Here is a 20,485-nt window from a genome sequence, read left to right as displayed (position 1 = left end):
ATCACCGGTTGCCCTTCGCGGCGAACTTGGCGATCGTGTCGACGTTGTCCTTGTCCACGAACGCGGGACCGGTCAGCACCGGCTCCTCGCCACCGCCGCTGTAGTTTCCGTTGTTCTTGTAGAGCCAGAGCGAGTCCACGGCCAGGTAGCCCTGGAGGTAGGGCTGCTGGTCGACGGCGAACTCGATGTCACCCGCCTTGATGGCGTCCGTCAGCTCCTTGTTGAGGTCGAACGTCGCGACCTTGGCCTTGCTGCCCGCGTCGTCCACGGACTGCACGGAGGTCAGGGCGATCGGGGCGCCGAGGGTGATGACCTCGTCGATCGAGGTGTCCTGCTTGAGCTTGGCCGTGACGGTGGACTTCACCGACGGCATGTCCGTGCCGTTGACGTAGAGGTTCTCGGTCTCGCCCTCGAACGTCTTCTTCACACCGGCGCAGCGCGCTTCCAGCGAGACGTTGCCCTGCTCGTGGATGACGCAGACGGCGTGCTTCGCGCCGGTCTCGTTGAGCTTCTTGCCGAAGGCCTCGCCGGAGACGGTCTCGTCCTGGCCGAAGAAGGAGAGCAGACCCTGCTCCTGCCACACGTCCATACCGGAGTTCAGGCCCACCACGGGGATGCCGGCCTTCTCCGCCTTGGCGATGACGTCCTTCATCGCGTCCGGCTTGGCGAGGGTGACGGCGATGCCGTCGACCTTCTGGTCGATCGCGTTCTGGACGAGGTTGGCCTGGTTGGCCGCGTTCGGGTCGTTCGAATAGACCAGCTTGACGTTGTCCTTGTCGGCGGCCGTCTGGGCGCCCTTGCGGACGATGTCCCAGAAGGTGTCGCCCTGGCCGGCGTGGGTCACCATCGCGACCGTCATCTGGGGGGTGTCGGCCTTGCCCGCGGAGGCGTCCGCCCCGCCCTCCTCGGCCTCCTTGCCGCCGGAACCGCTGGAGCAGCCGGCTATCAGCAGCGCGGATGCCGCAGCCATGACGAAGAAGGGGGCCACTCTGCGGGAGCGGGGGTTAAACGTGCGGTCCATCTTTCCTGCACCTCACTGTGCGACAGGGGGAAAGGGAACGGGACAGCGTCGGGCGGAGTGCCCGCGCGGGCCCGGACATCGAAGTCCGGATCATTGTGCCGGTAGGCCGACTGCGCTGTTTCGTTGGGACGGGATACAAACCCCTGGCACACCCCCCTGTCAATACTTTGTTAAGACATCATTTCAGATGCAGGTCCGAATGTCAGTACAAAGTCTTGACAGAGGGTCGCTTCGGGTCCTAAACCTGGGATACATCCGGACCCGAGTGCTCGCATCCCCGCGCGTCCACGGCCCTCCGGTGGCCCGCATCCCCCCGCCGAGGAGCGACGCGCATGCCCGAGTCCGCCCAACCCTTCGATCCGATCGTCCTGGGCCGTATCGGAATCGATCCCTATCCGTTGCAGACCGGCGTCCCGCTCGCACGTGTTGTTGAAAAGCGGGTGAGCCGGCCTTTCGTCTTCGTCCGCGGGTGAGTGGGGGCTGCCCGCGCAGTTCCCCGCCCCTTATCGGGATGGGTCGCCCCCGGCGCTTTCAAGGGGCACCGCCCCTGGAACGGAGCCCCTTGACCATCCGCATCCCCGACCTCGCGACCGTGCGCGCCCGGCACCCGGAGGCCGTCGCCGAGGCGGCGGCCCGCCGCACCCGGCGGCCGCTCATCGGCGACCACGGCCGCCTGATGATCGTCGCCGCCGACCATCCCGCCCGCGGAGCGCTCCGCGTCGGCGACCGCCCGCTCGCCATGGCCGGCCGCGCAGACCTCCTCGAACGGCTCTGCGCGGCACTGGATCGCCCCGGCGTCGACGGCGTGCTCGCCACCGCCGACATCCTGGAGGACCTGCTGCTCCTGGGCGTCCTGGAGGGCAAGATCGTCATGGGCTCCCTGAACCGCGGCGGGCTCGCCGGCGCCTCCTTCGAGATGGACGACCGTTTCACCGGCCACCGCCCGGCGGACATCGAACGGCTCCGCTTCGACGCGGGCAAGCTACTGCTGCGCGTCGACCACGACGACCCCGGCTCCCTGCGGACCCTGTACTCCACGGCCCGGGCGGTCGACGACATGGCGGCGCGCCGGCTGCCGCTGTTCGTCGAACCGTTCATCTCCCGGCGCGTGGACGGCAAGGTACGCAACGACCTGAGCGCCGAGGCCGTCACCCGTTCCATCGCCATCGCGGCCGGGCTCGGCGGCACCTCCGCCCACACCTGGCTGAAGCTGCCCGTCACCGACGACCCCGACGCCATGGCCGAGGTCCTGGAGACCTCCACCCTGCCGACCGTGCTTCTCGGCGGCGAAGTGGGCAAGGATCAGGAGGGCGCCTACGAGAAGTGGCGCAAGGCCCTGCGCCTGCCCACCGTCCAGGGCCTGGTCGTCGGCCGCTCACTGCTCTACCCCGCCGAGGGCAGCGTGGAGGCCGCGGTGGACACAGCGGTCGGGCTGCTCTGAGACTCCGGAACACGAGAAGCCCCACCGCGACACGAGCCCGCACCGCACAAGCCCTGCCCCGCCCCAGCGGGCCCCGCCCAGCACAAGCCCCGCCACATACAGACCCCGCCACCCACCGCACCCCCTTCCCCCCTGTGAGGTCCCGATGTCCCAGCCCACCCGCCGTCTGACCGTCGCCCAGGCGCTGGTGCGGTTCCTGTCCGCGCAGTACACCGAGCGCGACGGCGTACGCCACCGGCTGATCGCCGGGACCTGGGGCATCTTCGGCCACGGCAATGTCGCGGGGCTCGGCCAGGCCCTCCTGGAGGCCGGCGAGGAGACGATGCCGTTCCACCAGGGCCGCAACGAGCAGTCCATGGTGCACGCCGCCGTCGGCTACGCCCGCCAGCTGAACCGCCTCTCCGCGCAGGCGGTCACCACCTCCATCGGGCCCGGCGCCACCAACCTGGTCACCGGCGCCGCCCTGGCCACCATCAACCGGCTGCCCGTCCTCCTGCTGCCCGGCGACTACTTCGCGACCCGCACCGCCGACCCGCTGCTCCAGCAGCTGGAGCACCCCACCGAGGCCGATGTCTCGGTCAACGACACCCTGCGCCCGATCTCCCGCTACTTCGACCGGATCACCCGCCCGGAGGCCCTGATCCCGGCCGCCCTCAACGCCATGCGGGTCCTCGCCGACCCGGCCGACACCGGCGCCGTCACCCTCGCCCTTCCGCAGGACGTCCAGGCGGAGGCGTACGACTGGCCGGAGGAGTTCTTCGCCGAGCGCGTGTGGCGCGTACGCCGCCCCGCGCCCGACCCCGTCGAGCTGGCCGACGCCGTACGAGCCATCCGTGCCGCCCGGCGTCCGCTCATCGTCGCGGGCGGCGGCATCCACCACAGCGAGGCCGAAGACGCCCTGAAGGCGCTGGTCGACGCCACGGGCGTCCCGGTCGCGTCCACCCAGGCGGGCAAGGGGTCCCTGCGGTACGACCATCCGGCCGACCTCGGCGGCATCGGCCACACCGGCACGGCGGTCTGCGACGACATCGCCCGCACCGCCGACCTGATCGTCGGCGTCGGCACCCGCTACACCGACTTCACCACCGCCTCCCACACCCTCTTCCAGGCCCCGGACGTCCGTTTCGTCAACCTCAACATCGCCGCCTTCGACGCCCACAAGCTGGCGGCCCGGACAGTGGTCTGCGATGCGCGGACCGGTCTCACGGCCCTCGCCGAGGCGCTGGACGGCCATCGCGTGAGCGAGGCGTACGAGGCGGAGTACCGGGCCGGCAAGGAGCGCTGGGAGCAGATCGTCGAGGCCGCCTACACGCCGGCCGACGAGCACGCCGTACCCACCCAGAGCCAGGTGCTCGGCGCCCTCGACGCGGTCGTCGGTGACGAGGACGTCGTCATCAACGCGGCCGGTTCGCTCCCCGGCGACCTGCACAAACTGTGGCGGGCCCGCAGCCCCCGCCAGTACCACCTCGAATACGGCTACTCCTGCATGGGCTACGAGATCCCCGCCGGGATCGGTGTCCAGCAGGCGGCGCCCGGCACGGCCGTCTGGTCGCTGGTCGGGGACGGCACGTATCTGATGATGCCGACGGAGATCGTGACGGCCGTCCAGGAGGGCCTGCCCGTCAACCTGGTCCTCATCCAGAACCACGGCTACGCCTCCATCGGCGGTCTCTCCGAGTCGGTCGGCGGCGAGCGCTTCGGCACCGCCTACCGCTACCGCGCCACCGACGGCACCTTCTCCGGCGCCCCGCTCCCGGTGGACCTCGCCGCCAACGCGGCCAGCCTCGGCATGGACGTCATCCGCGCCAAGACCGTACGGGAACTGCGCGACGCCCTGGCCACGGCCCGCGCCTCCGACCGTCCCACCTGTGTGTACATCGAGACGGACCCGACGCCCACCGCTCCCCCGGCGGAGGCCTGGTGGGACGTCCCGGTCGCGGAGACCGCCTCCCGCCCGGCGGCCGTCGAGGCGCGCGCGACGTACGACCGGGAGGTGGCCGGTCGGCGCCGTCACCTCTGAGGGTCTCAGCGACCTCTCGGTGGCCTCTCCCGCCGAATCTCCGGGTCGATCATGTAAGGACAACGCGATGACAGGGGTTCCTGTCATCCGGACGGACGGATACCCTCATGGGCGTGACCAGCGCGACTGCGGGGAGTACAGGGAGTCTCGGCCTCAGCGTCGACCGGAGCAGCCCGGTGCCGCTGTACTACCAGCTGGCCCGGCAGCTGGAGTCGGCGATCGAGCACGGTGCGCTCGGCCCGGGCAGCCTGCTGGGCAACGAGATCGAGCTCGCGGGCCGGCTCGGCCTGTCCCGGCCGACCGTACGGCAGGCCATCCAGTCGCTCGTCGACAAGGGCCTGCTCGTACGCCGCCGGGGCGTGGGCACGCAGGTGGTGCACAGCCAGGTCAAACGGCCGCTGGAGTTGAGCAGCCTGTACGACGACCTGGAGGCGGCCGGCCAGCAGCCCACGACCAAGGTGTTGCTGAGCGAGATCCGGCAGGCCTCCGCCGAGGTCGCGGCCGCCCTGGGCATCGCCGAGGGCGCCGAGGTGCACCTCTTCGAGCGGCTGCGTCTCACGCACGGCCAGCCGGTGGCGTTCCTGTCGAACTTCGTCCCGGCCGGGCTGCTGGCCCTCGACACCGAGCGCCTGGAGTCCACGGGCCTGTACCGGATGATGCGCAACGCCGGCATCACCCTGCACAGCGCCCACCAGAGCGTCGGCGCCCGTATCGCCACCCCCGAGGAGGCCGAGCGCCTCGACGAACCGCAGGGCGCCGCACTCCTCACCATGCAGCGGACGGCGTACGACGACACCGGGCGCGCGGTCGAGTACGGCACCCATATCTACCGGGCCTCGCGCTACTCCTTCGACTTCCAGCTGCTCGTCCGCAACTGACCAACTGGCGCCGGGGCAGGGGAAGTTCGGGGCCCGGAACGGTCCACAGGGGCCGTTCGGCGCCTGGAACGGTCGCAGGGGCCGTTCGGCGCCTGGAACGCCTCAAGGGCTCAGAGGTTCACCCATGCCCCGGTTTCGGCGGAACGGCTCATGGCGTCCAGCGCGGTGGCGCTGTGCACGGCGTCGGCCAGGGTGGTGCCGTGCGGGGTGCCCTCGGCGATGGAGCGCAGGAAGTTGTACGCCTCGACGACCTTGAGGTCGTCGTAGCCCATGGCGTTGGCGGAGCCCGGCTGGAACGCGGCGTACGCGCCGTGACCGGGGCCGACGAAGAGGGTGTGGACGGACTGGTCCTGGTAGGCGTCACCCTTGCTGACGCCCAGTTCACCCATGCGGCGGAAATCCCAGAAGAGGGCGCCCTCGGTGCCGTGGATCTCGAAGCCGTAGTTGTTCTGCTCGCCGACGGAGACCCGGCAGGCCTCCAGGACGCCACGGGCGCCGGAGGCGAAGCGGAGCAGGCAGTTGACGTAGTCCTCGTTCTCGACGGGACCGAGTTCGCCGCCCGAGGCACGCGAGTGGCCCGCTGTGGCACCGATGGGCCGGGCCCGCTCGGGGACGAAGATCGCGGTGTCGGCGGTGAGGGAGGCGATGTCGCCGAGCAGGAAGCGGGCGAGGTCGACGCCGTGCGAGGCGAGGTCGCCGAGGACGCCGCTGCCGCCGCGCTCGCGCTCGTACCGCCAGGTCAGGGCACCCTCGGGGTGCGCGGCGTAGTCGCTGAAGAGACGGATCCGTACGTGCGTGACCGTGCCGATCTCACCGGCGGCGATCAGCTCGCGGGCGGCGGCGACGGCGGGCGCGTTGCGGTAGTTGAAGCCGACCGTGCCCTGGACACCGGCCTTGGCGACGGCGTCAGCGACCGCGTGGGCGTCGGTGGCGGTGAGGCCGACCGGCTTCTCGATCCAGATGTGCTTGCCCGCCTCGGCCATGGCGACACCGATCTCCCGGTGCAGGAAGTTCGGCGCGGTGATGCTGACCGCCTGGATCCGGGGGTCGGCGGCCACCTCCCTCCAGTCCCGGGCGATCGAGGCGAACCCGAACTGCTCGGCCGCCTCCTCGGCCCGACCGGGCACCTCCTCGACGACGGTGACCAGCTCCGGCCGTACAGGCAGCTGCGGGAAGTGGTGCGGCACGCGGGCGTACGCCTGGGTGTGCACCCGTCCCATCCAGCCGAACCCCACGACCGCGACACCGAGCGCACTGACCATGACTGCCCTTCCTCGGACCTTCACCGGAATCACCGGAACCACCGGACCGCGTTTGGACCGGTCCATAAGCGTACGTCGCCCACTCTGCGAGGCCGCCTTCGCTGCTGTCAACCCCTTGCCAACCCCCTTTGACAACGGCGCCAGGGCTGTGGAACGGTCCACACCATGAGACCCCCGACCATCCGCGATGTCGCCGAGCGGGCCGGCGTGTCGAAGTCACTGGTCTCCCTGGTGCTGCGCGGGTCCGACCAGGTACGCGCCGAGAAGCGGGAGGCCGTACTGACGGCCGTGGACGAGCTGGGCTACCGGCCGAACGCCGCCGCGCGCAGCCTGAGCGAGCGCCGCACCCGTACGGTCGGCGTCCTCCTCAACGACATGCGCAACCCCTGGTTCGTCGAGTTGCTGGACGGTCTCAACTCCCGGCTGCACGACAACGGTCTGCGCATGCTCCTGGCCGACGGCCATCTCAACCGGCGGCTCGGCGAGGACCTCACCCACACCTTCACCGAGCTGCGGGTCGACGGCCTGATCGCGGTCGGCACCCTGCCGCCCTCCGAGGCCCTGCGCGCGGCGGCCGGCCTCATCCCGACCGTGGTCGCGGGCGCTCGCGAGCCCACCCTCCCCCATGTGGACGTCGTCGCGGGCGACGACCAGCACGGCACCCGCCTCGCCACCGAGCACCTCATCGGCCTCGGGCACCGGCGTATCGCGCACATCGCGGGGGAAGGCGTGGTCGGCGCGCTGCGCCGCCGCAGCTTCGAGACGGTCATGCGCGAACACGGGCTGACCGACACGGCCGCCGTCGAGCGCGGCGACCTGACGGAGGAGGGCGGCTACCGTGCCACGGTCCGACTGCTCAGCCTTCCCGAACGCCCCACCGCCATCGTGGCCTTCAACGACATGGCCTGCGTGGGCGCCCTCTCCGCCGCCGAGGAACTGGGCCTGAAGGTGCCGCGCGACCTCTCCCTCGTCGGCTACGACAACACCTACGTCTCACGCCTGCGCCACCTCTGGCTCACCACCGTGGACAACGCCAGCCACGACGTCGGCCGCGGCGCCGCCCAGTGCCTGCTCGACCGTATCGCCGACCCGACCCGCCCCGCCAAGGTCGTCCTGACCACACCGACCCTGGAGATCCGCGGCACGACGGGTCCGCCGGCGGACCACTGAGCCGTCAGCGGTGAACCGCCGCCCCGCGGGGGCGGCGAGCCGTCAGTTCGGTGGCAACAGGCAGTGATCGTCCGGCGCGACGGTCTGCCAGATGCGCCGCCCGATGTCCCGCAACTGCCGCTGCTGTGTCTTGCTGAGCGCGTCGAACACATAGCGTCGTACGGCGTCGGCGTGGCCCGGTGCGCTCTCGACGACCTTGGCGTATCCGGCGTCCGTGAGGATGGCCAGCGTGTAGCGCCCGTCGGACGGGTCCGGCGTACGGCGCACCCATTCGCTCTTCTCCAGCCGCTTCACGAGATGGGACAGCCGGGACAGCGACGAACCGGCGTACGCGGCCAAGTCGCTCATCCGCAGGGTGCGTTCGTCGGTCTGGGACAGCATCGCCATCACCAGGTACTCCACGTGACTGATCCCCGAGTCCCGCTGCAGCTGCGCGTCGAGCGCACTCGGAAGTCGGACCATCACCCCGGCGAGCACGTGCCAGGTCTGCATCTCCTCATCGGTCAGCCAGCGCGACTGCTGCGGTGTCTCCATGGCGCCCACTCTACGTGCCGCTTCAAGTGATCAAGCACGGAATGACTTGACGCTTCAAGTCGCGCGCCCTATGTTGACCTCCTACTTCTCTTGAATCTTCAACCCATAGACCGGAAGTCCGCCATGAACATCACCCTCTGGATCATCGCGAGCCTCCTCGCGGCCGCCTTCCTCGCCGCCGGCCTGATGAAGATCACCCAGTCCAAGGAGAAGCTGGCGGCCTCGGGCATGACCTGGGCCGAGCAGTTCTCCCCGGGCATGGTCAAGACCATCGGCGCGCTGGAGGCCTTGGGCGCTGTCGGCCTGATCCTTCCGGCCGTCCTCGACATAGCCCCGGTGTTCGTCCCGCTCGCGGCGACCGGCCTCGTCGTCACGATGCTCGGCGCGGCCGTCTTCCATCTCCGTCGCAAGGAGACCAAGGAGACCGTCCCGAGCCTGGTGCTGCTGGTCCTGGCGGCCGTGGTGGCCTGGGGGCGGTTCGGGCCGTACGCGTTCTGAGACCTGGCCGGTCGGGTCACGGTCCGCCGGCGTGCCGCGTACGTCACGGGGTCCCCTCGCGCGGGCGGGCCCCCGCGGCGCGCAGCAGGGCCGCCGTTTCCATGTGGGAGCCGTGTTCCGCCCAGTCGAGAGGCGACCAGCCGGTGCCGTGGCCCTCGCGGAGATTGGGGTCCGCGCCGTGGGCGAGCAGTTCACGGACCGTCTCGGTGTGGCCCCAGGACGCGGCCGCGCACAGCGGTGTGCCTTCCGTGCCGTGTCCGCTCTCCAGGTCGGGCGAGGCCCCGGCCGCCAGCAGACGCCGGACCGCGGCGGTGGACCCGTGGACGGACGCCGCGTACAACGGTGTCGTGCCCTCGGCGTCCGCCGTGTCCGGGTGCAGTTTGGACCGCAACAACACGCGGACACCTGCGAGGTCGCCGAAGCCCGCGGCCAGGACCAGCCGACTCGACAGCTTCTTCCACCGCCGTCTGTTCACCGTCACTCGCCCCCGTGAGACACACCGGCCGTCACCCCATCACACGCCGACCCGAGGGGCGACCTCTTTTTCCCGTACGTCGACGGCGGTGAGCGCCAGAGCCAGCAACCCCGGTACGAGGAACACGAGCGGCAGCAGCATCCAGGCGCTCAACGCGGCCGCCGCCACGGCCAGGACGACCAGTCCGCTGCCGCCCGGATCGCGCACCGCGTCCCTGGCCGCTCCCCGCACCGCCGCCGGCCAGTCGTCGACCGACTCCGGGCGTCCGCAGGCGCGCAGGCCGACCACGGCGGCGCAGGTGCCGATGGCGGCGGCGAGGAGGGCGAAGGCGGGACCGCCCGGGAGTCCGGCGCCGGCGAGGGCCAGATCGGCGAGGACCAGGACGAGTCCCGCGAGGGCCACGGCCCCGGCGGCCAGGTCGCCGGGCCGCAGCCGTCGCCGTAGCGCCACGAGGAACCGGCCGGCCGTGACCGGACGGTCCTCCCGCACGCCCCGCAGAACCGCGCAGGCCGTGGAGAGCGCCGCGGGCAGGGTCACCAGCGGGAGGCTCACCACCGCCACGGCGATCCCCACGCTCAGCACGTCCGCGAAGAGCGTCATACGGGGGCCGAAGATCTCGCCCGCTTCCTTGTTCGTGCGCATGGCGCTCACTCTCCTTATCCCTTGATCCCGGAGTTGGCCATGCCCTCCACCAGGAATCGCTGGAAGGCGAGGAAGAACAGCACGATCGGGAGGAGGGCGATCACCGACATGGCGAACATCGGGCCGAAGGCCGAGGTGCTCGACGCGTCGACGAAGGACCTGAGGGCCAGGGTCAGGGTGAACTTCTCGGGTGAGAAGAGATAGATCAGCTGGGTGAAGAAGTCGTTCCAGGTCCAGATGAAGGTGAAGATCGCGGTGGTGATCAGGGCGGGCCGGGTCAGCGGAAGAATCACCAGGAAGAAACTCCGGAACGGTCCACATCCGTCGATACGCGCCGCCTCCTCCAGTTCCCTGGGCAGCCCGCGCATGAACTGCACGATGAGGAAGACGAAGAAGGCCTCCGTCGCGAGGAATTTCGGCAGGATCAGCGGCCAGTAGGTGTTCACCATGCCGAGTTGGTTGAAGATGATGTACTGCGGAATCAGCACGGCGTGATGCGGCAGCATGATCGTCGCGATCATGAAGGCGAAGAGCGGTCCACGGAAGCGGAATCGCAGGCGGGCGAAAGCGTACGCGGCCAGAGAGCAGGACAGGACGTTCCCGACGACCGCGCCGCCCGCGATCAGCAGGGAGTTGCCGAGCAGCCGGCCGACCGACACGTCGTTCACACCGTCGAGCGCCGTCTCGTAGTTGGACCATTCCAGACGGCTGGGCAGCAGGTCGAGACTGGCGATGACCTCGTTCGCCGGTTTCACGGAGGTCGCCAGGAGCCAGGCCAGCGGGTACAGCATGACGAGGAGCGCGGCCAGACAGCCGACGTGCAGTGCCACACGTCGCCACGCAACCGGCTTGCGGACGACGGGAGTTGAGGTAGACGTGGTGGTGGTCATCGGTCCCCCTCGGAGGCGTAGAAGACCCAGGAGCGGGACGTGCGGAACAGGATCGCGGTGACCGCGCCGATGGCCAGCAGCAGGACCCAGGCCATGGCGGAGGCGTAGCCCATGTGGGAGGCGACGAAGCCTCGGTCGTAGAGGTAGAGGGTGTAGAAGAGGGTGGAGTCGGCGGGGCCGCCCTTGCCGGCGCTGATCGCGAAGGCCGGGGTGAAGACCTGGAAGGCCTGGATGGTCTGGAGGACCAGGTTGAAGAAGATCACGGGCGACAGCATCGGCACCGTGATCGACAGGAACCGGCGCCAGGCGCCCGCGCCGTCCACCTCGGCCGCCTCGTACAACTCCCCCGGTATCTGCTGGAGTCCGGCCAGAAAGATGACCATCGGGGCGCCGAACTGCCACACCGTGAGCAGGGCGACCGCGAGCAGTGCCCAGCCGGGTCGGTTGACCCAGCCACCGGCGCCCAGGAGGTTGTCGACGGTGCCACCGTCGTTGAAGATCGCCCGCCAGACCAGGGCGATGGACATGGAGGCGCCGAGGAGCGAGGGGGCGTAGAAGGCGGAGCGGTAGAAGCCCCGGCCGCGCCTCATGTTCTTCAGGGCCAGGGCCACCAGGAGGGCCAGGGCCAGTTGGAGCGGTACAGCGATGACGACGTACGTCAGGGTCGCCACCACCGAGCGCCAGTAGCGCGGGTCCTCGGTGAACATCTGGGTGTAGTTGCGCAGGCCCACCCAGTTGGGGGCGTTGAACAGGTCGTAGTCGGTGAAGGAGAGGTAGAGCGAGACGGCCATCGGGAGCAGGGTCAGGACGCAGGCGCCGAGCACCCAGGGGGACAGGAACACCCAGGCCGCGCCCTCGCGCCGGCGTCGCCGGGCGGGCCGATCGGTCGGGTGAACTCCTTTGTCGGCTGCGGTCGTTGGCGATTGCGTGGTGGTCATGACCTCAGCTCCGCCTTCGCCTCGGTGATGTAGTTCTCGGCGGCCTCACGGGGGGACATCCGCTCGTACGACACCTGGTCGTAGTCGCGCTGGAAGGTGGTCTGCAGGGCGCTGTCGCCCGAAGGGGGCGCCTGGGGCGGCGGGTTGAGCTTTCCTTCGACCGTGGCCTGATAGTCGTAGATGGTCTTGTCGAAGTCCTTGAGGTCGGCCGCGATGTCCTCGCGGATCGACTCGTTGACGGGGATGCCCCGGGTCGCGCCGAGGATCTTCGCGGCCTCCCTGTCGTTGAGCATGAAGTCGATGAGCCGGGCGGATTCCTCGGGGTGACCGGAGTCGGCGGCCACGCCCATGAACATGGAGGGCTTGAAGTACTGGCCGGGTGTGCCGTCCTCGCCGGCCGGCATGGGGGCGAGGGAGATCCCGGTGGGGACGAGCGCGAGATAACCGCTCGCGGGAGCGTCCCAGTTGACGTCTGAGGCGGCCTTGCCCCGGCCGAGCGGCGTGTTCTCGACCGTGCCGTCGATCTGGGTGGTCTGCTCGGCGGACGAGACGACGCCCTCGCGGCGCAGCTTGTCGGTGAAGGTCCACCAGCGGGTCAAGTCGTCGGCGTCGAAGCCGAGTTGCCGGTCGCCGGTGTACAGGGACCTGCCCTGGCCGCGCAGCCAGATCTCGAAGGCGTCCTCGCTCTGGCCGGGGTCGGTGCCGCCCGGCACCCCGGTCCTGGCCGTCACCTTCCGCATGGCGTCGGCCCATTCGCTCCAGGTCCAGCCCACCCGGGGCGGTTCCACGCCGGCGGCCTGCCACTTCTCCGTGTCGTACACCATGGTCTCGGTGCCGCGGCCCTGCGGTACGGCGTACTGCTTGCCGTCCACCTTGCCGGTGGCGAGGAGTCCCGGCTCGAACTCACCGGTGTCCAGGGCGGATCGCTGCCCGGCGAGGTCGAGGAGGACACCCCCGGAGGCGTACTGGTCGATCATCCGGTAGTCGAGCTGCATGACATCGGGGGCGTCGCCGCCGGCGGCCTGGGTGGCGAGCTTCTGCTTGTAGGCCTCGTAGCCGGCGAAGGAGGTCTGTACGTCGATCCCCGGGTTCTGCTTCTCGAAGAGCTCGACGGCCGCCTGGGTTCTGGCCGCCCGGTCCGGGTTTCCCCACCAGGTGTAACGCAGGACCGCCTGGCCGCTCACGCCGCTCGCCTCGTCCGTGCCCGAGCAGCCCGCGAGCGCCGCGCAGAGGGCGAGGACCACGGCCGTCGCGCAGGACTTCCTCGTCCTGTTACCGGGCATGAGTGGGTCACCTCTTTCACTAGAAAGCGCTTCCCCCTCGCATGACCCTAGGGAAGGTCCGGATGTCACAACAAGACCCCTGCACCACCTCCATGCGACACCGTCGCGCCGCCGTGGTGGGTCTCGGTGCCCGCGCGCGGATGTTCACCGAGGCGCTGACGGGACGCTTCGCGGAGCGGATCGAGCTGGTGGGCTTCTGCGACACGAACGCGCACCGCATGGCCGTCCACAACTCCTGGATCGCGGCCGACCACCCGGATCGCGCGCCCGTACCGGCGTACGCGGCCGGGGAGTTCGACGAGATGCTGCGGCGCGAGCGGGTCGATCTGGTCGTGGTGTGCGGTATGGACCGGTCCCACGACCACTACATCGTGCGTGCGCTGGAGGCGGGCTGCGATGTGGTCACCGAGAAACCGATGACCACCGACTTCGAGCGCGCCCGCCGCATCCTGGAGGCCCAGCGGCGGACGGGCCACGAGGTGCGCGTCTCCTTCAACTACCGCTACAACCCGGTGCATTCGGCCGTACGGCAGCTGATCGCGAGCGGTGAGATCGGCGAGGTCGGCTCGGTGCACTTCGAGTGGCTGCTCGATCTGCGCCACGGCGCCGACTACTTCCGCCGCTGGCACCGCGACAAGGCCAACTCCGGGGGCCTGTTGGTCCACAAGTCGACCCACCACTTCGACCTGGTCAACTGGTGGCTCGGCACCCGCCCGGAGACCGTCTTCGCCCAGGGCGGCCTCTTCTTCTACGGCGCCGAGGCGGGCCACCGCCGCGGCCTGGCCCGGGACTACACCCGCGCCCACGGCTCCCCGGCGGCCGAGGGCGACCCCTTCGCCCTCCACCTCAAGGACTCCCCCGTCCTCACCTCGCTGTACCTGGACGCCGAGCGGGAGGACGGCTACCACCGCGACCAGAACGTCTTCGGCCCCGGCGTGACCATCGAGGACGACATGGCGGTCCTGGTCCGCTACGCGTCCGGCGCCACCCTGACCTACCACCTCACCGCGTACGCCCCCTGGGAGGGCTACCGCATCGCCTTCAACGGCAGCGAGGGCCGCGTCGAGCTGCTGGTGGAGGAGTCGACCTGGACGCGTCCCCATGTCCGTACGACCGGGGCGAGCCCGGTCCTGCACGGCGTGGAGGCCGAGGACGGGGCCAACCGAACCGAACTGCTGGTACGCCGCTTCTGGGAGCGGCCGCGCGAGGTGAAGGTGGCGACCGGCGAAGGCGGACACGGGGGCGGGGATGTGCGGATGCTGGCCGATCTGTTCGGTGAGCGGGTTCCCGACGAGCTGGGACGGGCGGCCGACGCGGTGGACGGGGCCCGGTCCCTGGTGACGGGGTTGGCGGCGAACCGGTCGTTGGAGACGGGGATGCCGGTGGAGGCGCGGGAGTTGCTGGACGTGTGAGTCCGTACCGCCCGCGCCGGACGGGGCCCCTGGAGGTCACCGGAGGAGTTCGAGGACGAAGCCGTCGACCAGGGCTGCGGCCCGCTCGGCGGCGTACGGCAGGACCGCGGTGATACTCACAGGTGACGGGCCCCGCACGAGGGGCGCCCGCGGCTCCTGGTGCACGGCGCCGAGGGCGGTGACGACGCCGGTGCGACCGCCGAAGCCGCCGCCGAGCACGCCCAGGGCGGCGGGTGAGGGTGTGACATGGCATGCCGGACCAACTGCCCCGCGTCGCCCCGTGGGGCGGCCGGGTCGGCCCGCCCCGTAGCAGGAATGGCAGGCGGGCGACGCTCCGGGGCACCCGCCCCGTCCGCAATTGTTCACCTACGATCACCTCGTGGTTCTCTTCCTCCTGGAACGCCTCCCCCGGCTTCCCGCCGACCGCGCCTGGCAGCGCCTCACCGACTGGCCCCGGCACGCCGACGTCGTCCCGCTCACCCGTGTCTCCGTGCGCACGCAGCCACCGACCCGCGAGGGCACGGTGTTCGTGGCCCGCAGCGGCATCGGCCGCCTCTCCTTCGACGACCTCATGGAGGTCGCGGTGTGGCAGCCGCCGGAGGGCGCGACCGCGGGGAGGTGCCGCCTCGTCAAACGCGGTTCGTTCGTCACCGGGTGGGCCGAGATCGAGGTCCACCCGTACGGTGACGGCGCGTCCCGTGTGGTGTGGCGCGAGGACCTGCGGGTGCGGTGGCTGCCGGGGCTCTGCGACCGACCGCTGGCCTGGCTGGCACGGCGGATGTTCGGGCGGGCGATGGACGGGCTGCTGCAGGCGCCGGAAGTCCGCTTCGGCCGGTGATCGGGGCCGTTGTCAGACCCCCCGGCTACTGTCCGAACCATGACCACACACCACCCGCACACCACCCGGGAGTCCTACGACACCGTCGCCGCCGACTACGAGAAGCTGCTGAGAGACGAGTTGGCGAACAGCCCGTTCGAGCGGGCCATGCTGGGGGTTTTCGCCGAGCGGGTACGGGGCGCGGGGGGCGGACGCGTCGCGGATCTGGGGTGCGGCCCGGGGCGGGTCACCGGGCATCTGGCCTCGCTGGGCCTCGACATCTGCGGGGTCGATCTCTCGCCGGAAATGATCGCCGTGGCCCGCTGGGCCCACCCCCGACTCCGCTTCGACGTCGGCACGATGACCGCGCTCGACTTCGAGGACGGCTCCCTGGCCGGCGCCCTCGCCTGGTACTCCACGGTGCACACCCCGCCCGCCGAACTCCCGGCGATGTTCAGCGAGTTCCACCGGGTCCTCGCCCCCGGCGGCCTCCTCGCGATGGCCTACAAGGTCGGCGACGAGTCCGTACACCTGTCGCACGCGTACGGCCACGACCTGGACCTCGACGTCTACCGCTTCCCACCGGACCTGATCGCCGAGCTGCTGGGCGACGCCGGGTTCATCGAGGCGGCCCGGCTGGTGCGGGAGGCCGACGGGCCCACGGCGAACACCCCGCAGGCATATGTGCTGGCGCGCAAGCCGGAGTAGGCGGCCGAGAACCCGAGGACGGGGCCCGGTCAGCACGTGATGCCACCAACGGCATCAGGACGTGCCCGGGTCCCCGTTCCGGGCGGCGGTCGCCAGGCCGTCGCGGCGGTCGCGGTCGCCGTCGCCCGTCGTGCTGAGCAGGGTGTCGCAGATCTCGCGCAGCTTGTCGGTGGCCTGCTTGGAGAACAGTCCGCAGAGCCCGGCGATGCCGGAGAAGCCGTACGGATTGGTCGCGCCCGCGCCCGAGCTGCCGGCGAACAGGCCGCCGCGCAGCAGCAGATAGACGAGGAGGGCGAGAGCCACGCCGATGCCGGCGCGCAGCAGGTACCACCACAGCCAGCTCGCGTACAGCCGCCGGTTGCCGACGTATGTCGCGAAGGACGTGGCCGCGTGGACGAAGCTCCCGAGCGCACTGCACACGACCACCGCGAGCAGCATCGCGGTGTCGGCCGTCAGCGCCCACTCCCCGAGGCCGAACGGCGACCAGCGCGCCGTGGCCGTCGCCTCCGCTCCGGGCTCGACCGTCGCGAGCACCACCGGCCAGAGTGTCACGAGGGCTCCGCAGACGAAGACGATGTCGGCGAGGAGGAAGAGGCCCAGCACGGTCGTCGCCGCCGTCGACAGCCGCCGTCTGTCACGGGTGCCATCGGCTCCGGCCTCGGTCGGGCCGTGGTCCGCACCCGAGCCGCCGTCGCCCGCATCCGAGCCCGTACGACCGTCCGGACCCTCGTCCCTGCCCCCGCCCGGGCCCTCTTCGATGCTCACCGTGCTCAACTGTCCGCCCCCGTTGTGCTGTCGCCGTATCGCAAAGGTCACCCCTGCCGCCCCGGGGGTCAAGTCACTCGTTCGGGTTCACGTTCAGGAGACCCGAAGGCTCGGCGGTTCCGTGACGCCGGGCGTGCCGTCGTGGTGGATCGGCGTGTGCGCCCCGGTCAGTGAGATCCCGCTTCCGCCACGCCGGTTGGCGACGATCTCGGAGGCGATGGACAGGGCTGTCTCCTCCGGCGTACGGGCGCCCAGGTCGAGGCCGATGGGCGAGCGGAGCCGTGCCAACTCAAGCTCGGTGACGCCGACTTGGCGGAGGCGGGTGTTGCGGTCGAGGTGGGTGCGGCGGGAGCCCATGGCGCCGACGTAGGCGACGGGGAGTCGTAGGGCGAGTCGGAGGAGTGGGACGTCGAACTTGGCGTCGTGGGTGAGGACGCAGAGGACCGTGCGGGCGTCCACCGAGGTGCGCTCCAGGTACTTGTGGGGCCATTCGACGACGATCTCGTCGGCCTCCGGGAAACGGGCGCGGGTGGCGAAGACGGGGCGGGCGTCGCAGACGGTGACGTGGTAGCCGAGGAACTTGCCGATGCGGACGAGGGCCGAGGCGAAGTCGATCGCACCGAAGACGATCATCCGGGGCGGCGGGACGGAGGACTCGACCAGGACGGTGAGCGGCGCTCCGCAACGTGAGCCCTGCTCTCCGATCTCCAGGGTGCCGGTGCGGCCGGTGTCGAGGAGGGCGCGGGCCTCGGCGGCGACCGTGCGGTCCAGTTCGGGGTGGGCGCCGAAGCCGCCGTCGTACGAGCCGTCCGGGCGGACCAGCAGGGCGAGCCCCCGCAGCTCCGCCGGGCCGGAGACGATCCTGGCCACGGCCGCCGCCTCCCCGCTCGCCGCGGCGGACAGCGCGGCGGCGGCCACCGGACGGACGGGGTCACCCGCCCGCACTGGCGTGACGAGGATGTCGATGATTCCGCCGCAGGTCAGGCCCACGGCGAAGGCGTCCTCGTCGCTGTAGCCGAAGCGTTCGAGGACCGGTTCGCCGTCGATCAACGCCTGTTGGCACAGGTCGTAGACGGCACCCTCCACGCAGCCGCCGGAGACCGAGCCGATCGCCGTGCCCTCGGCGTCCACCGCGAGGGCGGCGCCGGGCAGGCGGGGCGCGCTGCCGCCGACGGCCACCACGGTGGCCACGGCGAAGTCACGTCCCTGCTCGACCCACCGGTGCAGCTCTTCGGCGATGTCCAGCATCTCTCGGTCTCCTTGCCAAGCGAACCAACCACGTGCCACCCCGCACACGCCGACGAACCGCACCCGCCCGAGCCCATACGCGGCCGAACCGAGCTACGCCGTACCCGTGAGGTGTTCCGGGCGTACCGGCGTCCTGTTCAGTTCCAGGCCCGTCGCGTTCCGAATAGCCGCGAGCACGGCCGGAGTCGACGAGAGAGTGGGCGCCTCTCCGACGCCACGCAGTCCGTACGGCGCGTGGTCGTCGGCGAGTTCGAGCACGTCGACGGGGATGGTCGGCGTGTCGAGGATCGTGGGGATGAGGTAGTCCGTGAAGGAGGGGTTGCGGACCTTCGCGGTCTTCGGGTCGACGATGATCTCCTCCATGACCGCGATGCCGAGGCCCTGGATCGTGCCGCCCTGGATCTGGCCCAGCACGGACAGCGGGTTGAGGGCCTTGCCGACGTCCTGGGCGCAGGCCAGTTCGATGACCTTGACCATGCCCAGTTCGGTGTCGACCTCGACGACCGCCCGGTGCGCGGCGAAGGAGTACTGGACGTGGCCGAAGCCCTGTCCGGTGCGGAGGTCGAAGGGTTCGGTCGGCCGGTGCCGCCACTCCGCCTCGACCTCGACGGCCTCCTCGCCGAGGACGTCGACCAGATCGGCCAGGACCTCGCCGCCGTCGGTGACGACCTTGCCGCCCTCCAGGAGCAGTTCGGCGGTCGCCCAGGCGGGGTGGTACGTGCCGAACTTGCGGCGGCCGATCTCCAGGACCTTCTCGCGGACCAGCTCGCAGCTGTTCTTGACCGCGCCACCCGTGACGTATGTCTGACGCGACGCGGACGTCGATCCGGCCGAACCCACCCGCGTGTCGGCCGGGTTGATGGTCACCTGGGTGACGCCCAGCTCGGTGCGGGCGATCTGCGCGTGGACGGTGATGCCGCCCTGGCCGACCTCCGCCATGGCCGTGTGGACGGTGGCGACGGGTTCGCCGCCGACAACCTCCATACGGACACGGGCGGTCGAGTAGTCGTCGAACCCCTCGGAGAAGCCGACGTTCTTGATGCCGACCGCGTAGCCGATGCCCCGTACGACGCCCTCGCCGTGCGTGGTGTTGGACAGACCCCCCGGCAGCTGCCGTACGTCGGCCGCCTCGCCGGCGGTGAGCCACTGCTGCTCGGGCGGCAGGGGCATCGCCTTGACGCGGCGCAGGAGTTCGGCGACCGGCGCCGGGGAGTCGACGGCCTGGCCGGTCGGCAGGAGCGTGCCCTGCTCCATGGCGTTGAGCTGCCGGAGCTCCACCGGGTCCATGCCGAGCTTCGCCGCCAGCTTGTCCATCTGCGCCTCGTACGCGAAGCATGCCTGGACCGCTCCAAAGCCTCGCATCGCGCCGCAGGGCGGGTTGTTGGTGTAGAGGGCGATGGCCTCGATGTCGACGTCCTCGATGACGTACGGGCCGGCGCCGAGCGAGGCGGCGTTGCCGACGACGGCCGGGGAGGCCGAGGCGTACGCGCCGCCGTCCAGGACGATGCGGGCCTTCAGGTGCGTGAGCCTGCCGTCGCGCGTCGCCCCGTGCTCGTAGTACAGCTTCGCGGGGTGGCGGTGGACATGGCCGAAGAAGGACTCGAAGCGGTTGTAGACGATCTTCACCGGCTTGCCGGTGCGCAGGGCGAGCAGGCAGGCGTGGATCTGCATCGACAGGTCCTCGCGGCCGCCGAAGGCGCCGCCCACACCGGCCAGCGTCATGCGGACCTTGTCCTCGGGCAGCCCGAGCACGGGCGCGATCTGGCGCAGGTCGGAGTGCAGCCACTGGGTGGCGATGTAGAGGTCGACGCCGCCGTCCTCGCCGGGCACGGCGAGCCCCGACTCCGGGCCGAGGAAGGCCTGGTCCTGCATGCCGAAGACGTACTCGCCCTCGACGATCACGTCGGCGCGCTTACGGGCCTCCACCACGTCGCCGCGGATGATCGGCTGGCGGTGGAGGATGTTCGGGTGCGCGACGTGCCCGACGTGGTGGTCGTCGCGGCCCTCGTGGACGAGGACCGCGTCCGGCGCGGTCGCGGAGGCCTCGTCGGTGATGACCGGCAGTTCGCGGTACTCCACCTTGATCTTGGCGGCGGCGCGGCGCGCGGTCTCCGGGTGGTCGGCGGCGACGATCGCGACGGGCTCGCCGTGGTGGCGGACCTTGCCGTGGGCGAGGACCGGGGTGTCCTGGATCTCCAGGCCGTAGTTCCTCACCTCGGTCGGCAGGTCGTCGTACGTCATGACGGCGTGGACGCCGGGCGTGGCGAGGGCCTCGGCCGTGTCGATGGAGACGATCTCGGCGTGGGCGACCGTGGAGCGCAGGATCTGGCCCCAGAGCATGTCCTCGTGCCACATGTCGGACGAGTACGCGAACTCGCCGGTGACCTTGAGGGTGCCGTCCGGGCGGAGTGTGGACTCGCCGATGCCGCCCTTGGTGCGCGAGCCCTGGGTGATGTTGGTGGGCAGGCCGGTGGTTCCCATGA

At 70.7% G+C, this 20,485-nt stretch carries 20 protein-coding genes and 1 pseudogene; 9 read left to right on the top strand and 12 right to left on the bottom strand.

Features of this window, described 5'->3' with window-relative positions; all coding sequences use genetic code 11:
- Window position 1: 1 nt before the first annotated feature.
- A complete protein-coding gene (locus tag JIX55_RS39090) occupies window positions 2–1,021 on the bottom strand; it encodes a sugar ABC transporter substrate-binding protein (protein WP_257567952.1) in 1,020 nt (339 codons plus the stop codon).
- 332 nt (window positions 1,022–1,353) lie between these two features.
- Between JIX55_RS39090 and JIX55_RS39085 the strand changes: the two are divergent.
- From JIX55_RS39085 to JIX55_RS39070, 4 genes and pseudogenes are all read left to right on the top strand, one after another.
- Window positions 1,354–1,449, top strand: a pseudogene (locus JIX55_RS39085) (5-dehydro-2-deoxygluconokinase); the annotation flags it as partial.
- 134 nt (window positions 1,450–1,583) lie between these two features.
- On the top strand, window positions 1,584–2,462 hold the full coding sequence (locus JIX55_RS39080; RefSeq protein WP_257567951.1) for a Cgl0159 family (beta/alpha)8-fold protein: 879 nt from the start codon (window positions 1,584–1,586) through the stop codon (window positions 2,460–2,462).
- Between the two features lie 145 nt (window positions 2,463–2,607).
- Window positions 2,608–4,482: a 3D-(3,5/4)-trihydroxycyclohexane-1,2-dione acylhydrolase (decyclizing) gene (gene iolD, locus JIX55_RS39075; RefSeq protein WP_257567950.1), complete on the top strand. Its 1,875-nt coding sequence runs from the start codon at window positions 2,608–2,610 to the stop codon at window positions 4,480–4,482.
- A 107-nt stretch (window positions 4,483–4,589) separates the two neighbouring features.
- Window positions 4,590–5,360 (top strand): GntR family transcriptional regulator, encoded by a 771-nt coding sequence (locus tag JIX55_RS39070; RefSeq protein WP_257567949.1) that lies wholly within the window; start codon window positions 4,590–4,592, stop codon window positions 5,358–5,360.
- Window positions 5,361–5,470: 110 nt separating this feature from the next.
- Here JIX55_RS39070 and JIX55_RS39065 read toward each other — a convergent pair whose 3' ends face one another.
- On the bottom strand, window positions 5,471–6,622 hold the full coding sequence (locus tag JIX55_RS39065; RefSeq protein ID WP_257567948.1) for a Gfo/Idh/MocA family protein: 1,152 nt from the start codon (window positions 6,620–6,622) through the stop codon (window positions 5,471–5,473).
- 165 nt (window positions 6,623–6,787) lie between these two features.
- Here JIX55_RS39065 and JIX55_RS39060 point away from each other — a divergent pair, with 165 nt between their 5' ends.
- Window positions 6,788–7,792 carry a LacI family DNA-binding transcriptional regulator gene (locus JIX55_RS39060; RefSeq protein WP_257567947.1) on the top strand — a complete coding sequence of 335 codons (1,005 nt, stop codon included), beginning with the start codon at window positions 6,788–6,790 and terminating at the stop codon, window positions 7,790–7,792.
- A gap of 42 nt (window positions 7,793–7,834) precedes the next feature.
- Here JIX55_RS39060 and JIX55_RS39055 read toward each other — a convergent pair whose 3' ends face one another.
- Window positions 7,835–8,326 (bottom strand): MarR family winged helix-turn-helix transcriptional regulator, encoded by a 492-nt coding sequence (locus JIX55_RS39055; protein ID WP_257567946.1) that lies wholly within the window; start codon window positions 8,324–8,326, stop codon window positions 7,835–7,837.
- Window positions 8,327–8,449: 123 nt separating this feature from the next.
- Between JIX55_RS39055 and JIX55_RS39050 the strand changes: the two genes are divergently transcribed.
- Entirely contained in the window at window positions 8,450–8,824 is a 375-nt protein-coding gene (locus JIX55_RS39050) for a DoxX family protein (RefSeq protein ID WP_257567945.1), read from the top strand.
- 43 nt (window positions 8,825–8,867) lie between these two features.
- Here the strand turns inward: JIX55_RS39050 and JIX55_RS39045 are convergent, their stop codons facing one another.
- From JIX55_RS39045 to JIX55_RS39025, 5 genes are read right to left on the bottom strand one after another with little or no spacing between them, the layout of a single operon-like run.
- Window positions 8,868–9,299 (bottom strand): ankyrin repeat domain-containing protein, encoded by a 432-nt coding sequence (locus tag JIX55_RS39045; RefSeq protein WP_257567944.1) that lies wholly within the window; start codon window positions 9,297–9,299, stop codon window positions 8,868–8,870.
- Window positions 9,300–9,338: 39 nt separating this feature from the next.
- Window positions 9,339–9,941, bottom strand: a complete 603-nt coding sequence (locus JIX55_RS39040) for a hypothetical protein (protein ID WP_257567943.1) — start codon at window positions 9,939–9,941, stop codon at window positions 9,339–9,341.
- 14 nt (window positions 9,942–9,955) lie between these two features.
- On the bottom strand, window positions 9,956–10,831 hold the full coding sequence (locus JIX55_RS39035) for a carbohydrate ABC transporter permease (protein ID WP_257567942.1): 876 nt from the start codon (window positions 10,829–10,831) through the stop codon (window positions 9,956–9,958).
- Window positions 10,828–11,769 (bottom strand): carbohydrate ABC transporter permease, encoded by a 942-nt coding sequence (locus JIX55_RS39030; protein WP_257567941.1) that lies wholly within the window; start codon window positions 11,767–11,769, stop codon window positions 10,828–10,830. The genes JIX55_RS39035 and JIX55_RS39030 overlap by 4 nt, the downstream gene beginning before the upstream one ends.
- Window positions 11,766–13,052, bottom strand: a complete 1,287-nt coding sequence (locus tag JIX55_RS39025) for an ABC transporter substrate-binding protein (RefSeq protein WP_257567940.1) — start codon at window positions 13,050–13,052, stop codon at window positions 11,766–11,768. Before JIX55_RS39025 ends, JIX55_RS39030 begins: the two co-directional genes overlap by 4 nt.
- Before the next feature lie 92 nt (window positions 13,053–13,144).
- Between JIX55_RS39025 and JIX55_RS39020 the strand changes: the two genes are divergently transcribed.
- Complete coding sequence (locus JIX55_RS39020) at window positions 13,145–14,464, top strand: Gfo/Idh/MocA family protein (RefSeq protein ID WP_257567939.1); 1,320 nt, start codon at window positions 13,145–13,147, stop codon at window positions 14,462–14,464.
- Between the two features lie 36 nt (window positions 14,465–14,500).
- Here JIX55_RS39020 and JIX55_RS39015 read toward each other — a convergent pair whose 3' ends face one another.
- On the bottom strand, window positions 14,501–14,683 hold the full coding sequence (locus JIX55_RS39015; protein ID WP_306820075.1) for a hypothetical protein: 183 nt from the start codon (window positions 14,681–14,683) through the stop codon (window positions 14,501–14,503).
- A gap of 160 nt (window positions 14,684–14,843) precedes the next feature.
- Between JIX55_RS39015 and JIX55_RS39010 the strand changes: the two genes are divergently transcribed.
- The gene (locus JIX55_RS39010; RefSeq protein WP_257567938.1) at window positions 14,844–15,302 is read left to right on the top strand and encodes an SRPBCC family protein; all 459 of its coding nucleotides are present in this window, start codon (window positions 14,844–14,846) and stop codon (window positions 15,300–15,302) included.
- A gap of 39 nt (window positions 15,303–15,341) precedes the next feature.
- Window positions 15,342–15,989 (top strand): class I SAM-dependent DNA methyltransferase, encoded by a 648-nt coding sequence (locus JIX55_RS39005; protein WP_257567937.1) that lies wholly within the window; start codon window positions 15,342–15,344, stop codon window positions 15,987–15,989.
- 54 nt (window positions 15,990–16,043) lie between these two features.
- Here JIX55_RS39005 and JIX55_RS39000 read toward each other — a convergent pair whose 3' ends face one another.
- The 3 genes from JIX55_RS39000 to JIX55_RS38990 form a co-directional block, all read right to left on the bottom strand.
- Window positions 16,044–16,754 carry a hypothetical protein gene (locus tag JIX55_RS39000; RefSeq protein ID WP_257567936.1) on the bottom strand — a complete coding sequence of 237 codons (711 nt, stop codon included), beginning with the start codon at window positions 16,752–16,754 and terminating at the stop codon, window positions 16,044–16,046.
- Between the two features lie 93 nt (window positions 16,755–16,847).
- Window positions 16,848–18,002, bottom strand: a complete 1,155-nt coding sequence (locus JIX55_RS38995) for an XdhC family protein (RefSeq protein ID WP_257567935.1) — start codon at window positions 18,000–18,002, stop codon at window positions 16,848–16,850.
- A 93-nt stretch (window positions 18,003–18,095) separates the two neighbouring features.
- Complete coding sequence (locus JIX55_RS38990; RefSeq protein ID WP_257567934.1) at window positions 18,096–20,483, bottom strand: xanthine dehydrogenase family protein molybdopterin-binding subunit; 2,388 nt, start codon at window positions 20,481–20,483, stop codon at window positions 18,096–18,098.
- Between the last annotated feature and the right edge of the window lie 2 nt (window positions 20,484–20,485).

This window comes from Streptomyces sp. DSM 40750 (assembly GCF_024612035.1).
Classification (GTDB): Bacteria; Actinomycetota; Actinomycetes; order Streptomycetales; family Streptomycetaceae; genus Streptomyces.
This window is presented reverse-complemented; position numbering and strand designations above follow the sequence as displayed.

Bases quoted from the DNA above. Each gene is read 5' to 3' on its own strand.
- JIX55_RS39060 (WP_257567947.1), top strand. From the start codon at position 6,788: ATGAGACCCCCGACCATCCGCGATGTCGCCGAGCGGGCCGGCGTGTCG.
- JIX55_RS39035 (WP_257567942.1), bottom strand. From the start codon at position 10,831: ATGACCACCACCACGTCTACCTCAACTCCCGTCGTCCGCAAGCCGGTT.
- iolD (WP_257567950.1), top strand. From the start codon at position 2,608: ATGTCCCAGCCCACCCGCCGTCTGACCGTCGCCCAGGCGCTGGTGCGG.
- JIX55_RS38990 (WP_257567934.1), bottom strand. From the start codon at position 20,483: ATGGGAACCACCGGCCTGCCCACCAACATCACCCAGGGCTCGCGCACC.
- JIX55_RS39020 (WP_257567939.1), top strand. From the start codon at position 13,145: ATGCGACACCGTCGCGCCGCCGTGGTGGGTCTCGGTGCCCGCGCGCGG.
- JIX55_RS39025 (WP_257567940.1), bottom strand. From the start codon at position 13,052: ATGCCCGGTAACAGGACGAGGAAGTCCTGCGCGACGGCCGTGGTCCTC.
- JIX55_RS39065 (WP_257567948.1), bottom strand. From the start codon at position 6,622: ATGGTCAGTGCGCTCGGTGTCGCGGTCGTGGGGTTCGGCTGGATGGGA.
- JIX55_RS39070 (WP_257567949.1), top strand. From the start codon at position 4,590: ATGGGCGTGACCAGCGCGACTGCGGGGAGTACAGGGAGTCTCGGCCTC.
- JIX55_RS39050 (WP_257567945.1), top strand. From the start codon at position 8,450: ATGAACATCACCCTCTGGATCATCGCGAGCCTCCTCGCGGCCGCCTTC.
- JIX55_RS39055 (WP_257567946.1), bottom strand. From the start codon at position 8,326: ATGGAGACACCGCAGCAGTCGCGCTGGCTGACCGATGAGGAGATGCAG.
- JIX55_RS38995 (WP_257567935.1), bottom strand. From the start codon at position 18,002: ATGCTGGACATCGCCGAAGAGCTGCACCGGTGGGTCGAGCAGGGACGT.
- JIX55_RS39030 (WP_257567941.1), bottom strand. From the start codon at position 11,769: ATGACCACCACGCAATCGCCAACGACCGCAGCCGACAAAGGAGTTCAC.
- JIX55_RS39005 (WP_257567937.1), top strand. From the start codon at position 15,342: ATGACCACACACCACCCGCACACCACCCGGGAGTCCTACGACACCGTC.
- JIX55_RS39090 (WP_257567952.1), bottom strand. From the start codon at position 1,021: ATGGACCGCACGTTTAACCCCCGCTCCCGCAGAGTGGCCCCCTTCTTC.
- JIX55_RS39040 (WP_257567943.1), bottom strand. From the start codon at position 9,941: ATGCGCACGAACAAGGAAGCGGGCGAGATCTTCGGCCCCCGTATGACG.